Consider the following 13469-nt stretch of genomic DNA (forward strand, 5'->3'; position numbering starts at 1 on the left):
CCCCCTAGTATGTCGGGGTCACTGTGAACAATACCGGATTTTAATGCCATAACAAATGTAGCGAACTACCAGCTTTGGTAGTTATTCTATCCTAAAGTCATCCCTATCTGCTTGGTTAAACGGAATTTTCAGTGGAAGTATCGGGGTTATCCCTTAATCTCTTTCCAAGCAATTAACAAACAAGCGATCAAATATATTTTTCCTGGTAACGACCAAGTTCATCGGCGGCAGATATGACTGAAACGAAGCATGAAGACTTTATCCCGTCCGCTCCACTGTGTTGTTAGCCTGCGATTTACGTGCTACTTAGCAGCAACAAATTGCTCTACGGTTAATCCAGCAGTGCGAATTAAACTTCGCAAAGTTCCCTTCGCTACTTCACGGTGATCAGGAACCGAAAGCGTTACAAGTTCCTCGTCTTTCGTCATGATGATGTGGCTGCCTGTCTGCCGCACAGCTTCCCAACCCAACGCTTCAAAGACACGCATGACTTCGCGACCACTCATTACAGGCAAAGCAGAACCCATTAGGCTACGACCTCAACCTGATAAGTCTCCACTGTTAGTGGCATTCCACGCTCTGCACGAACCTGTAGACAAGCTGAGATAGCATCTTTGATATTTTCAAGTGCTTCTTGTTTCGTTTGACCTTGACTCACGCATCCTGGAATACTAGGGCACTCCACAACCCAAATTCCATCCTCATCACGATCAAGTGTTACGCTAAACCTCATAGCATGTTTCCTCAACAAAAAGTCTCGCCTTTACCATTTTAACCTGTTGTCATTAAACGCTTAGAAATGTGTGATAAATAAATGTTGGGGTCACTGTGAATGCGATCGCACCAGGACCTACGGAAACCGAACTTTTTCGTGCTAATAATCCTCCCGGAAGTGAAGGTGAGCAACGTTATTTACAAGGAGTTCCGATGGGGAGATTCGGAAAACCAGAAGAAATTGCAGCAGCAATTAGCTTTTTTGCTGGCGACGACGCAGCATTTATCACCGGACAAACATTATTTGTAGATGGTGGTAGCAGTATTGGAGCAGCTTTTTTGTAATTTTAAATACTTTGTAGCCGAAATAAAAACTGAGGTATACAACAGTTAGCTTTTAAATTTTCCTCAACTTGTTCTCAGCGATAGCCCTTCATCGAATACGGAAGCTATGCGTTGTGATGATGTTTTAGCTAAAATTCCTTTTCGGTTTCTGAGCGAGTAGGGCGATAAATATTTTTGTTCGGAAGGCTGGTTGTGGTCATCTCATACCAATCAAATTTTATTGATAGAAGAACATCATTCTCGTATACACAGATTTATTAAAATTGCAACTATACTTATGACACTTTCTTGATGTAATAATGTAGCGCGTGATAAAGTAAGGTAAAAGTAAGAAATTTAACTGTAACAGATTGTCACATATCCTTTAACCGCAGTACTTTCAGAAACCGATACCGAGCAGAGTCCGTGCGCGGTTTTACCTTAATATCGGTTGAAGTGTTTATGTATTAAGGCTTTAGGGCAGTTGTAGTATTATACATCGCTTTTGCTCGGTTTTGGTTTGAATATAAATTAGCGGGCAAATAGTTAGCCTACTAATTTTTTTGCATGTAAATACTCTGTAAATAGATTTTTAGTAAATGATTATTTCATGAGCGTATTGTCTTTGCCAAGTTTGTGGGGGGAAAGTAACGAGCGTGGCGGCTAGTGACACGCTCGTTACTTTCCCCTCATATAATGTAAGAAATGCTGTGACACAAAAGCATACGCGATCTCGTGGCGTGCAATCTCGAACTAGACCATCACAGCAACGATAAAAAGGACTGAACTAAATGGACAACAACCCTCAAAGCGCTCCTGCACAATGTCCCTTTCGTGGAACCCGCATTGGAGGAGCGCTCGGCTCTAGGCCGCAAACTGATGATTGGTGGCAGAATCGACTTCAGGTCGAGCTGCTTCACCAAAATTCACCCCAGGCTAACCCGCTAAGAGATTTTGACTATAAGGAAGCGTTTCAGAAGATCGACTTCGGGCAGTTGAAGAAGGACATCAAAACTCTACTGACAGATTCAAAAGACTGGTGGCCAGCCGACTACGGCAACTACGGACCTCAGATGATCCGCATGGCATGGCACTCTGCGGGAACTTACCGCATCGCAGACGGTCGTGGCGGAGCGAGTCAGGGCATGCAGCGCTTCGCCCCAATTAACTCGTGGTGGGATAACGGCAACACAGATAAATCACGACGGCTGCTCTGGCCAATCAAGCAGAAATACGGCGCGGCACTGAGCTGGGCCGATCTAATGATCCTGGTCGGCAACTGCTCGCTCGAAATTATGGGTCTGAAGACCTTTGGCTACGGCGGTGGTCGCATTGATGCTTGGGAGGCAGATCGCGCCACCTACTGGGGCCCTGAGTTCTGGAACGGTCAAGCTTTCGGAGAAAATGGCAAGCAGCACGAGGGACATCCTTCGGAGATGGTCACTCGAACAATTCGCTGGGTCGGCGAACCGAAAGACGAATACTATGACCTCGAAAACCCGTTGGCAGCTTCGCACCAGGCGCTAATATACGTCAATCCAGAAGGTCCTAATGGAAGCGGAGACCCGATCGCATCCGCCCGCGACATCCGCGAGACTTTTGCACGCATGGCGATGAACGATGAGGAAACTGTAGCGTTGATTGCAGGTGGTCATGCTTTTGGTAAAAGCCACGGCATGGTTGCGCCAGACAAGATCGGACCCGCACCCGAAGGTGCGCCGATTCAGGCAATGGGCATGGGGTGGCAAAATCCTGAAGGCACAGGCTTCGCAGAATATACAATGACGAACGGGATTGAAGGCTCATGGACACCAAACCCGACCCAATGGGACAACAGCTACCTAGAAAATCTCTTTAAATACGAGTGGGAACAAACCAAAAGCCCAGCTGGTGCCATTCAGTGGAAGCCAAGCGATCCAGATGCGCCGACAACGCCAGACGCGCACAAGTCTGGTGTCGAGCATTCGTTAATGATGATGACTTCAGACATTGCGTTGAAGGAAGATTCCGCCTATCGTGAAGTCTGTCAGCGCTTTCTCGATGATTTCGATTATTTTAGTGATGCATTTGCACGCGCTTGGTACAAGCTGACCCACCGAGACATGGGGCCAAAAGTACGCTATCTTGGTTCAGAAGTTGCGGAGGAAGATCTGCCTTGGCAAGATCCGATTCCAGCACTCGACCACGATGTCGTCGATGATGCCGATATTAGTTCTCTCAAGGACAAAATTTTGGCGAGTGGACTCTCGGTCTCGGCGCTGGTGTCGGCAGCTTGGGCATCTGCGTCAAACTATCGCGACTCCGACAAGCGCGGTGGTGCGAATGGCGCTCGTATTCGCCTAGATCCCCAAAAAGACTGGGAGGTGAACCGCCCGCAGGAGCTTAGCAACATCTTATCGACCCTGGAGCAAATTCAGTCAGAATTCAACGACACTCAGTTGGGTAACAAAAAAATCTCAATCGCGGATCTTATTGTCCTCGGTGGCTGCGCTGCTGTCGAGAAGGCTGCTTCCTACGCTGGGGTCGATATCAGTGTTCCATTCACTCCAGGCCGAATGGATACTACTCAAGAACTAACAGATGTTGAAAGCTTTGAATGGCTCAAGCCAGTCTCGGACGGTTTCAGAAATTATCATAACGAGGCTGTGGGCTATAAGGTGAAGGCGGAGCGCATCTTCCTCGATCGCGCACAGCTTCTTACACTGACCGCGCCCGAGTGGACGGTTCTTGTCGGTGGACTTCGTGCCCTCGATCAAAACTGGGATCGTTCAAAGCATGGTATCTTCACCGACCGACCTGGCGTTTTGACCAATGACTTTTTCCGTGTCTTGACTAGTATGGACTACGAGTGGAAGCCAATCGACAATCGCGAGATGCTCTTTAATATCTGCGATCGCAAAACAGGCGAAACGAAGTTTACCGCGACACGCTGCGATTTGGTCTTCGGCTCGAATGCAGAACTGCGTCAGGTGGCTGAAGTCTACGGTGCTGATGACGGTCACGAGCGCATGGTTAAGGATTTCGTCGTAGCTTGGAACAAGGTGATGATGCTCGATCGCTTTGACGTTAGCGCTTAACCTGCAATTATTGTACTGGATGAGTCCGTATGATCGGGCTTGTTCAGTCAACAAAGCAACACAATAAGGTAAATTTAAAATTGCGAAATCATCAGAGGCGATCGCCAAGTCGCAGCTTGAAAAAACTCCCGCGCTTTCTCGCTACTGCGAAACACTAGTTCAAATAACTGTTCTCCCCAAGTCTGTAATTTTTGTTCTATTTTTGCAGCATTATCTGGGAAGATACCATAAGGAAAGCGTAAATATTCTTCTAAATACCAGCGTAAATCTGTTAAAGCTTCTTTATTAAATGGATGCTCAAGCCTTACCACATCGGCAAGTCGAGGTGATGCTTGCCCGCGTTGCCAGGAAAGTTGGATATTTTCGCCTTGATGGGTGATTCGCAAGCAGTTTTTCGCCATATCGGATATCGCTAGTTTTTTATATTAGCTAATATTGTGGAATTCACGCAGATGACGATTTATTCCGGAAATACCTATTGCCAAAACCCGCACCATTCCCCCAACTTTTCTTTTCCAAGGGGCTTAAATATTCTTAAGCAAAGTAGATGGATGTAAATAAACATAATTATACTTATGTCATAGCGAGAAAGCACGACGAAGCAATCGCAAGGGTTTCGTTCTTTTTACATTCTGTGACATAGTGCCGGTTTATTCGTGTCTACCTACTTACCCTACTGTAATACAACCATAAACATTAATTAGTTTAAGCCGACATATAATTACAAATGTGTTCTTACCCCGCTTTACTAGTTACCGGATACTGTTTTAATACCTGCTTCAAATATTTCCCAGTATAGGACTTTTCATTATTCGCAACATCTTCCGGAGTCCCTACAGCAATAACTTCTCCTCCTTTATCCCCTCCTTCGGGACCTAAATCTATTACCCAATCCGCGCAACGAATTACGTCTAAGTTGTGTTCGATAACTAATATTGAATTACCTTTATCTACCAATCTTTGCAGTACATCTAATAATTTGTGTACGTCGTAGAAAGATAATCCTGTTGTCGGTTCATCGATTAAATAAAGTGTCTTCCCGGTAGCACGACGCGATAATTCTGTAGCTAATTTAACCCGCTGCGCTTCACCACCCGATAAGGTTGTAGCTGGTTGTCCCAATTGTACATATCCTAAACCGACATCTACTAAAGTTTGCAGCTTGTTCACAGCTTTGGGAATGTTGGTGAAAAATTCCAAAGCTTCCTCCGTTGTCATATTCAGGACATCGGAAATCGATTTATCTTTATATTTAACCTGCAAGGTTTCGCGGTTATATCTGGCACCTTTGCAGACTTCACACTGAACGTAAACGTCGGGTAAAAAGTTCATTTCGATCACGTTGACACCTTGTCCAGCGCAAGCTTCACAACGTCCACCTTTAACGTTGAACGAAAACTGTCCCGGTTTGTAACCCCGCGCTTTGGCTTCGATGGTTTCCGAAAATACCGTGCGAATCGCATCGAATACACCAGTATAAGTTGCTGGATTGGAACGAGGAGTTCTACCGATGGGCGACTGGTCAATTACAATTGCTTTATCAACTGCTTTGAGTCCCTTCATTTCGTCCATTTCTTTCGGCATCGGTACTTTTTTACTCAGGTAGTGTTGCAGTCCGGGATAAAGTAATTCATTAACCAAAGTTGATTTCCCAGAACCCGAAACCCCCGTTACCGTCACCAGTCTACCCAAAGGAATTTCTACATTTATATTACGCAAGTTATTCAAACGAGCGTTTTGTATGACTAAATTTATGCCATTTCCTTCTCTTCTTTGTGCGGGAGTCTCAATTACTCTTCTTCCCGATAGGTAAGCACCAGTCAAGGAATTCTCAGCATCTAACAATGCCTGTAAATCACCTTGGGCTACAATATGCCCTCCGTGAATACCCGCACCCGGACCGATATCAACAACGTGGTCAGCAGCACGAATTGTTTCTTCATCGTGTTCTACCACAATCAAAGTGTTTCCCAAATCCCGCAGTCTAAATAAAGTTTGCAGCAATCTGCCGTTGTCGCGCTGGTGCAAACCGATACTCGGCTCATCTAGTACATATAAAACCCCCGTTAACCCCGAACCGATTTGCGTTGCTAACCGAATTCGCTGGGCTTCTCCCCCCGAAAGCGTCATCGCAGTCCGATTTAAGGTTAAGTAATTTAAACCAACATCCAAAAGAAACTGCAACCGCGCTTTAATTTCCCGTAATACCAAGTCTGCAATCTGAAATTGACGCTTACTTAACTGCAAATTATTAATTCTTTCTTGAGCTTCACTAATTGAAACTCCCGTTAAGTCTAAAATTCCGTACTGTCCCAATTTCACGGCTAAAGCTTCCGGTTTCAACTTTTTGCCATCGCACACCGGACAAGGTTGATCGATGATATATTGCTCTAACTTATGTTTAATTAACTCCGAACCACCCTCAAACTGCCGCTGTAAAATCGGTAACACGCCTTTAAATCTCTTAGTTCGTTCCGATTCCGGCGTTTTTGTCTCTCCATGTAAAACTATTTCCTGCTGTTCCGGAGTCAAATTTTGCCACTGCGTCTGTAGCTCGAAGCCGTAATCCTGTCCCAGAGAGTAAAGTAGCTCCAAATAATAGGAATTATCTTTGTCAGACCAAGGCGCGATCGCAGCATAAATTGGTACTTGGGGATCGGGTACAACTAAGTCCGCAGAAAATCTTTTTAATGTGCCAATTCCATGACAATTGGGACAAGCACCATAAGGTGAATTAAAGGAAAATAAGCGCGGTGATAATTCTTCCATTACCGCACCATGTTCGGGACAAGCAAAGTTTTCTGAAAATACTAATTCTTGGTCAATATTTTCTTCTGAATCAGTAGAAGATTCTGTTTCTGCATTGATTGGAGTGTATATAATTACTGCAATACCGTTAGATTGCTTTAAACACGTAGACAGAGAATCAACCAAACGCTCTTCTATACCGGCTTTTTTAATTAAGCGATCAATAACGACTTCTATCGTATGAGTATATTTTTTATCTAATTCTATGGAATCCGAAAGTTCTCGCACCTCACCATCAATGCGAACTCGGACAAATCCTTGAGAAGCAAGACTAGATAATAATTTAACGTGGGTACCTTTTTTACCGCGAACCACAGGAGCGAGGATTTGGAACTTGGTGCGTTCCGGTAACTCCATGATTTTATCAACCATTTCATCTATGGTTTGGGGAGCAATAGAGCGATCGCAAACCGGACAATGGGGTTCACCAGCCCGACCAAACAGTAGACGCAGATAATCGTAAATTTCCGTTACCGTTCCCACAGTGGAACGCGGGTTATGAGAAGTTGACTTTTGATCGATAGAAATCGCCGGACTCAAACCTTCAATCGTTTCCACATCCGGCTTATCCATTTGTCCCAAAAATTGCCGCGCATAGGAACTTAAGGACTCAACATAACGGCGTTGTCCTTCAGCAAAAATGGTATCAAAAGCCAAAGAAGACTTACCAGAACCAGAAACCCCCGTAAAAACAATCAATTTGCGCGAAGGTATTTCTAGATCAACATTTTTTAAATTATGCTGCCTAGCACCGCGAATGCGGATTGTATTTTGATTCGAGTTAGGAAGTTGTCCGTTTAAGGATGCAGCTAACTTATTTTCTGGCATATCAGCAATGTGGAATGGCGGCAAGGGACAATCATTAATAATACTATCCTTACTGTTGTTATGGTAGAACAATCGTACTTAAATTATGGGGATTGGGAATTGGTAATTGGGAATTGGGCATGGGGGATTGGTAAACAATAAGGGAGCAAGATGCAAGCACTACACAAATTTTCCCCTTGTCTCCCCATGCCCCATGCCCCATGCCCCATGCCCCATGCCCCAAAGATATACTTCATAATGAGTAAAGGCTCACTCACACAAAAGCGATGTACTTAACTTATTTAGATAGCAATAGTTGGCTGGTGGAAATTGGCGATCGCAACATACTAATCGACCCCTGGCTGGTTGGTTCGTTGACTTTCGCTAATTTAGATTGGCTGTTCAAAGGTTCTCGTCCTCAAGAACGTCCTATACCGGAAAAAATTGACCTGATTTTGCTATCTCAAGGCTTGGAAGACCACGCTCATCCACCAACTTTAAAGCAACTCGATCGCAATATTCCGGTTGTCGCTTCAGCAAATGCTGCGAAAGTCGTAAATCAATTAAACTACCAGCAGGTAAATTCCCTAGCTCATGGTGAAAAATTTACTCTTAATGGTAGCGTGGAAATTACAGCTACTCCTGGTTCTCCTATCGGTCCGAATTCGGTAGAAAACGGATATCTTCTTAAAGAACTGGAAAGCGGCTTTACTCTGTACTACGAACCCCACGGTTATCATTCTGAGTCATTAAAAAAAATCGCTCCCGTAGATGTTGTCATCACCCCATTGATAGATTTAGGTTTACCTTTGATCAGACCAATTATTAAAGGTAAAGAAAAAGCCTTGGAAGTTGCTAAATGGTTGCAACCTCAGATAATGTTACCAACAGCCGCAGGTGGTGATGTCACGTTTGAAGGGTTGTTGATGAATTTGATTAAGCCAGAGGGAACCGTTGAAGATTTTCGTTCCCTGTTACAGCAACATAATATTGCGGCTCAAGTACTCGAACCAAAAAGTGGCGATCGCACTCAATTAAATTTGCAAAAACGAGCAGTTTCGGTTTCTCATTAAAAGTTAGAATTCCGATATAACGGTATGTCAGTACTAATATTTTCTTCAATTAGCGACCAAATAGTTAATTTGGTCTATTTTTATGTTGTTATAACAGTAGCTCTAGTTGTATTCTTAGAACATTTCCCCGTTTTTCATTTCCAATTATCATTTATACAAACATATCTATTTATTGTCATATGAAGTTAAATTTAATACGTCCCATCGCATTTATTGATTTAGAAACAACAGGAATAGATATTGTTAGAGATCGGATTATCCAAATTGCCGTATTAAAAGTATTTCCTGATGGTAATGAAGAAATGAAAACCTGGATAATTAATCCGACTATTCCCATTCCGGCTGTAACATCGGAAATACACGGTATGTATGACGAAGATGTAAAAGATAAACCTACTTTTGCAGATATTTCCAATAGTTTAGCAAACTATATTAACGATAGTGACCTTGCAGGATATAACTCAAATAGATTTGATATTCCGTTATTGATAGCAGAATTTTTACGTGTTGATATCGATTTTAAACTTGAAGGTAGAAATATAATTGATGTCCAAACCATTTTTCACAAAATGGAACCTCGCAGTTTAAGAGCGGCTTATAAATACTATTGTGGAGAAGAATTAATCGGCGCTCACGATGCCGAAAACGATATACGCGCTACATACGAAGTCCTGAAATCGCAACTAGAACGCTACGAAAACGCAGAATATGAGGATAAAGACGGCAATAAATCTTATCCGATAAAAAATGATATTGATGAATTGCAGAAATTCACGCCATTTGATTTCCTTGACCCAACCAAAAAACTTATTTACGACGACCAAAATCAAGTAATATTCAACTTTGGTAAATATAAAGGTGAACTCGTAGCGGAAGCATTTAAGAAAGAACCGAATTATTATAAATGGATGATGGAAAAAGAATTTTCTAGTTTTACTAAAATAGCAGTGACGAAAATTTGGCGATCAATTCATCAAACAGATAAGTAAGCTTCTCGCGCAACTAAGTAGGGTGTGTTAGACGAAAGTCGTAACGCACTATCCTAAATTGTTTTAATACTAATACAACCGAGCCAGATTATTGTACAGAACTATCAATTAAAGTAGATAAAACCTTCTGAGCATGATTCGCACCTCCAGGAACTCCTTCAATTGTAGCCATTAAACTAGCCCCTCCAATTAAAAGTAAATATTGTTGGGAAAATGATTCTGAATCCTTTACTCCAGCTTGCTCGGCTAGCTGCTTAACGTAGGTGCGAATTGACTCTCTGACTCCTACCGAAACCGCATGAGCCGGATGAGAAGCATCAGCTATTTCTAATACAGCATTAATAAAAGGACAACCCCGAAAATTAGGACTAGCATACCAATCCCGCATCACATCAAAGGTTGCAAGTAATCTTTCTTTAGGTGTATTTCCACTATCTCTTACCGCCAATTCAAACCATCGCAACCATTCTGTAGCTCGATGTTTCATTACTTCTTCAATGAGTTTTTCTTTAGAAGTAAAATACCGATACAGAGTCTTTTTTGCTACGCCACTAGTAGTAATAATTTCGTTAATACCTACGTTTTGAATGCCCTTTTGATAAAAGAGTTCGGAGGCTGTTTCTATAATTTTTTGACGAGGATTACTATTTAAATTCATTCCAAAACTAAGTAGACAAACTTGTCTCCATTGGAATATACTACCATTAAAACTGGTAGACAAGGTTGTCTCCTAACTCGTCACTAAAGGAATTCAAGTAATGGAATTTACAATTCATACATTAGATACAGCACCAAGCGAATCCAAAGAAGCATTAGCTCATGCAAAAGATACTTTTAGCTTTATTCCCAATTTAGAAGGTATTTTTGCTGAAGCTCCAGCATTGTTAAAAGGCTCGATGACATTGTGGGATTTATTTGAAACAACAAGCTTTACTCCTGTGGAACAGCAGGTTATCTATTTAACCGCAAATTATGAAAATTCGTGTAATTACTGCATGGCGGCTCATTCGGGATTAGCCAAAATGATTGGAATGTCTTCAGAAAATATTGAAGCGCTTAGAAATGGAACACCAATGTCAGATGAAAAATTACAAGCGCTACGTCAGTTTACCCAGAAAATGGTAAGGGGTCGTGGCTGGGTTGAAGATAGTGAAATTGAAGAATTTATGTCTGCTGGATACAGTAAACAACAGGTATTAGAAGTGATTTTAGGCATCGCTATCAAGGTCATGCACAATTATACCAATCATATTGCCAAAACTCCTATAGACAAGCAATTTAGACCTAATGTTTGGTTAAAACCCAATGAAAATTAATGCTTTCTAATTTAGATGAGCATTATCATACTAGAAAAAGTTAGTTGTGGAGCTATATCAAATGTCAGATTTGCTTAAAAGAATCACTATCAATCCGAAACAATGTGGAGGTCGTCCTTGTATTCGAGGTATGAGAATTCGGGTGTCAGATGTTTTAGATTTATTTGCCGCTGGATTAGATGCTAGCGATATTTTAGAAGAAATGCCCGATTTAGAATCAGAAGATATAAAAGCTGCACTTTTATATGCATCTCGTAAACTCAATCATCCAATATTAGTAGCATGACGATTTGGGTAGACGCTCAACTTTCACCTGCGATTGCTACTTGGATTACTGGTACTTTTGGAATAACAGCCGCTTCGTTACGCGATGTCGGTTTAAGAGACGCAGAAGATACTGAGATTTTTGAAGCAGCAAAGGCTCAAGAAGTTATCTTCATGACTAAAGATAGTGATTTTGTTGAACTGGTTAATCGCTTTGGTTCACCGCCGCAAATTATCTGGTTAACTTGCGGTAATACTTCAAATGCTCGGTTACGAGAAATTTTAGACGCTACTTTTCTTCAAGCATTAGAACTTTTACGAACAGGTGAAATGTTAGTCGAAATTAGCGGAAATTAAACTCACCTCGAACCTGTTGGTGGAATTTTATCAATACTAATCAGCGATTCCATCACCTCTTTGGCAATAGGTGCAGCTACAGTACTACCGTAGGTATTTTCTCCTTTCGGTTCGTCTACTAAAGTTAAAACTACATAACGCGGCGATTCTACCGGCAAAATACTGACAAAGCTAGTAATTTTTGAACCACTAATATAACCCCCAGTTGCACCAGCTTTTTCTGCTGTACCAGTTTTACCTGCGATGCGATATCCAGGAATTTGAGCGGCTGTCCCAGAACCTTTCTCAACAACACTTTCCATCATTTCCAATACTGTTTTAGTTATTTGAGGAGAGAAAATTTGCCGGGGTGCTGGAAGATTTTTTTGCTCGTGTATTTGTCCTTTATCATCTACTAATCCTTTCACCACATGGGGAGTAACCAATTTTCCACCGTTAGCTAATGCTCCATGCATTTGGACTAATTGTAATGCCGTTAGGGAAAAACCTTGACCAAAAGCAGCTGTTGCTGGTTCAATAGGCGAATTTGTAAATTCTTCCTGCGGTTTTAAACGACTGCTAGTTTCAGATGGTAAATCTGTATCAGATTTTTGTCCCAATCCGATTCTTTCCAACCAGCCGTAATAAATACTTGGCTGCATTCGCTGGATGATTTTTACCATCCCAATATTGCTGGAAGTTTGCAGAATTTGAGCAACAGTGATACTGCCGTTGGCATTTTTCTCGGCATTTTTAATCACCCGATCCGCAACGTTAATTGAACCCGTATCGCGGAACACATCACCCGGTTGGATGCTACTAGTTTCCAGAGCGATCGCCACATTTAATGGTTTGAAAGTAGAACCGGGTTCGTATAGATCGGCTACTGCCCAATTTTTAAATAAAGAAATATCATCTTGAGTAAATTTATCATTAGGGTTGTAACTCGGCTGACTTGTCAAGGCTAGGATCGAACCATCCCATGAATCCATGACAATTACCGCCCCGCGTTTGGCTTTATATTTTTCTATTTGCTGCTTGAGAGCCGCTTTAGCAGAGCGTTGCAAGCGAATATCAATGGTTAATTGCATCTGCAATTTATCAAAATTCAGAAATCCATTTGGTGCGCGGTCTGGCATTAATGCACCATTTCCATCTTTTGACAGACGCACCGTTTTCATGGAGCGTTCGAGAAATTTTTCTTGAGAATATTCTATACCCGCTTTCCCGCGACGGTCTGAGTTTACATACCCTACTACATCAGATACTAAATCTTGATAGGGATAGTATCGAGAGAATTTTTTAGTTAAATCTATACCGTTTTGTTTCAATCCAGCAATTTGATCGGCAATTTCTTCTGCTAACTTGGACGAAATAAAAATACCAGTTTTTTGCTTCTCAAATTTTGCTTCTAGTTCTTTAGGGTCTTGATTTAAAATAGTGCCAAGCTCGCGAGCAATCTCTAATTTTGATTTCTTTTTACCAAACATTTCCGGATGTACGTACAAAGTATAAACCGGAAGGTCTATTGCTAAAACTCTATTGTTCCGGTCTACTATCTGACGACGAGGAACAAAAGGACGCATACTAAACATCTGCTGATTTCGCGCCTTTTTGGTCAGTTTGGCACCGTCAACAATTTGTAAACGGTATAAGTTGATTCCCAAACCCAAGCAAGCAGCAATTAGTACACCCCAAACCATAAATAATCGGATTTTCAGGTTTGGTGAAACCTGTGGAGATTCTACTGTAAATTTCTTC

Annotated in this window: 13 protein-coding genes; 7 read left to right on the forward strand and 6 right to left on the reverse strand. The window is 42.1% G+C overall.

Going from position 1 to position 13469, the window contains the following annotated elements; all coding sequences use genetic code 11:
- Positions 1–302: 302 nt before the first annotated feature.
- Both VB797_RS23225 and VB797_RS23230 read right to left on the reverse strand, forming a co-directional pair.
- Positions 303–527 (reverse strand): type II toxin-antitoxin system HicA family toxin, encoded by a 225-nt coding sequence (locus tag VB797_RS23225; protein ID WP_323240113.1) that lies wholly within the window; start codon positions 525–527, stop codon positions 303–305.
- Positions 527–733 (reverse strand): type II toxin-antitoxin system HicB family antitoxin, encoded by a 207-nt coding sequence (locus VB797_RS23230; protein ID WP_323240114.1) that lies wholly within the window; start codon positions 731–733, stop codon positions 527–529. Before VB797_RS23230 ends, VB797_RS23225 begins: the two co-directional genes overlap by 1 nt.
- Before the next feature lie 95 nt (positions 734–828).
- Between VB797_RS23230 and VB797_RS23235 the strand changes: the two genes are divergently transcribed.
- Complete coding sequence (locus VB797_RS23235; RefSeq protein WP_323240115.1) at positions 829–1059, forward strand: SDR family oxidoreductase; 231 nt, start codon at positions 829–831, stop codon at positions 1057–1059.
- Positions 1060–1829: 770 nt separating this feature from the next.
- Positions 1830–4115 carry a catalase/peroxidase HPI gene (gene katG / locus VB797_RS23240; RefSeq protein WP_323240116.1) on the forward strand — a complete coding sequence of 762 codons (2286 nt, stop codon included), beginning with the start codon at positions 1830–1832 and terminating at the stop codon, positions 4113–4115.
- 74 nt (positions 4116–4189) lie between these two features.
- On the opposite strand, the gene VB797_RS23245 is transcribed toward katG, so the two are convergent.
- The gene (locus VB797_RS23245; protein ID WP_323240117.1) at positions 4190–4516 is read right to left on the reverse strand and encodes a hypothetical protein; all 327 of its coding nucleotides are present in this window, start codon (positions 4514–4516) and stop codon (positions 4190–4192) included.
- A 334-nt stretch (positions 4517–4850) separates the two neighbouring features.
- Positions 4851–7751 (reverse strand): excinuclease ABC subunit UvrA, encoded by a 2901-nt coding sequence (uvrA, locus tag VB797_RS23250; protein ID WP_323240118.1) that lies wholly within the window; start codon positions 7749–7751, stop codon positions 4851–4853.
- Between the two features lie 266 nt (positions 7752–8017).
- On the opposite strand from uvrA, the gene VB797_RS23255 reads away from it, so the two are divergent.
- Both VB797_RS23255 and VB797_RS23260 read left to right on the forward strand, forming a co-directional pair.
- A complete protein-coding gene (locus VB797_RS23255) occupies positions 8018–8803 on the forward strand; it encodes an MBL fold metallo-hydrolase (RefSeq protein ID WP_323240119.1) in 786 nt (261 codons plus the stop codon).
- A gap of 179 nt (positions 8804–8982) precedes the next feature.
- Positions 8983–9792, forward strand: coding sequence for an exonuclease domain-containing protein (locus VB797_RS23260; RefSeq protein WP_323240120.1), 810 nt, complete (start codon positions 8983–8985; stop codon positions 9790–9792).
- Between the two features lie 88 nt (positions 9793–9880).
- Here the strand turns inward: VB797_RS23260 and VB797_RS23265 are convergent, their stop codons facing one another.
- Complete coding sequence (locus tag VB797_RS23265) at positions 9881–10450, reverse strand: TetR/AcrR family transcriptional regulator (protein WP_323240121.1); 570 nt, start codon at positions 10448–10450, stop codon at positions 9881–9883.
- A 100-nt stretch (positions 10451–10550) separates the two neighbouring features.
- Between VB797_RS23265 and VB797_RS23270 the strand changes: the two genes are divergently transcribed.
- The 3 genes from VB797_RS23270 (at position 10551) to VB797_RS23280 (ending at position 11729) form a co-directional block, all read left to right on the forward strand.
- Positions 10551–11108 (forward strand): carboxymuconolactone decarboxylase family protein, encoded by a 558-nt coding sequence (locus tag VB797_RS23270; RefSeq protein WP_323240122.1) that lies wholly within the window; start codon positions 10551–10553, stop codon positions 11106–11108.
- A gap of 61 nt (positions 11109–11169) precedes the next feature.
- The gene (locus tag VB797_RS23275) at positions 11170–11394 is read left to right on the forward strand and encodes a DUF433 domain-containing protein (protein ID WP_323240123.1); all 225 of its coding nucleotides are present in this window, start codon (positions 11170–11172) and stop codon (positions 11392–11394) included.
- Positions 11391–11729, forward strand: a complete 339-nt coding sequence (locus tag VB797_RS23280) for a DUF5615 family PIN-like protein (RefSeq protein WP_323240124.1) — start codon at positions 11391–11393, stop codon at positions 11727–11729. The genes VB797_RS23275 and VB797_RS23280 overlap by 4 nt, the downstream gene beginning before the upstream one ends.
- A 2-nt stretch (positions 11730–11731) precedes the next feature.
- On the opposite strand, the gene VB797_RS23285 is transcribed toward VB797_RS23280, so the two are convergent.
- Complete coding sequence (locus tag VB797_RS23285) at positions 11732–13411, reverse strand: peptidoglycan D,D-transpeptidase FtsI family protein (protein WP_416350916.1); 1680 nt, start codon at positions 13409–13411, stop codon at positions 11732–11734.
- Between the last annotated feature and the right edge of the window lie 58 nt (positions 13412–13469).

The sequence above is a fragment of the Rivularia sp. UHCC 0363 genome (genome assembly GCF_034931125.1).
Lineage (GTDB): Bacteria > Cyanobacteriota > Cyanobacteriia > Cyanobacteriales > Nostocaceae > Rivularia.

Bases quoted from the DNA above. Each gene is read 5' to 3' on its own strand.
- VB797_RS23225 (WP_323240113.1), bottom strand. From the start codon at position 527: ATGGGTTCTGCTTTGCCTGTAATGAGTGGTCGCGAAGTCATGCGTGTC.
- VB797_RS23230 (WP_323240114.1), bottom strand. From the start codon at position 733: ATGAGGTTTAGCGTAACACTTGATCGTGATGAGGATGGAATTTGGGTT.
- katG (WP_323240116.1), top strand. From the start codon at position 1,830: ATGGACAACAACCCTCAAAGCGCTCCTGCACAATGTCCCTTTCGTGGA.
- VB797_RS23245 (WP_323240117.1), bottom strand. From the start codon at position 4,516: ATGGCGAAAAACTGCTTGCGAATCACCCATCAAGGCGAAAATATCCAA.
- uvrA (WP_323240118.1), bottom strand. From the start codon at position 7,751: ATGCCAGAAAATAAGTTAGCTGCATCCTTAAACGGACAACTTCCTAAC.
- VB797_RS23255 (WP_323240119.1), top strand. From the start codon at position 8,018: ATGTACTTAACTTATTTAGATAGCAATAGTTGGCTGGTGGAAATTGGC.
- VB797_RS23260 (WP_323240120.1), top strand. From the start codon at position 8,983: ATGAAGTTAAATTTAATACGTCCCATCGCATTTATTGATTTAGAAACA.
- VB797_RS23265 (WP_323240121.1), bottom strand. From the start codon at position 10,450: ATGAATTTAAATAGTAATCCTCGTCAAAAAATTATAGAAACAGCCTCC.
- VB797_RS23270 (WP_323240122.1), top strand. From the start codon at position 10,551: ATGGAATTTACAATTCATACATTAGATACAGCACCAAGCGAATCCAAA.
- VB797_RS23275 (WP_323240123.1), top strand. From the start codon at position 11,170: ATGTCAGATTTGCTTAAAAGAATCACTATCAATCCGAAACAATGTGGA.
- VB797_RS23280 (WP_323240124.1), top strand. From the start codon at position 11,391: ATGACGATTTGGGTAGACGCTCAACTTTCACCTGCGATTGCTACTTGG.
- VB797_RS23285 (WP_416350916.1), bottom strand. From the start codon at position 13,411: ATGGTTTGGGGTGTACTAATTGCTGCTTGCTTGGGTTTGGGAATCAAC.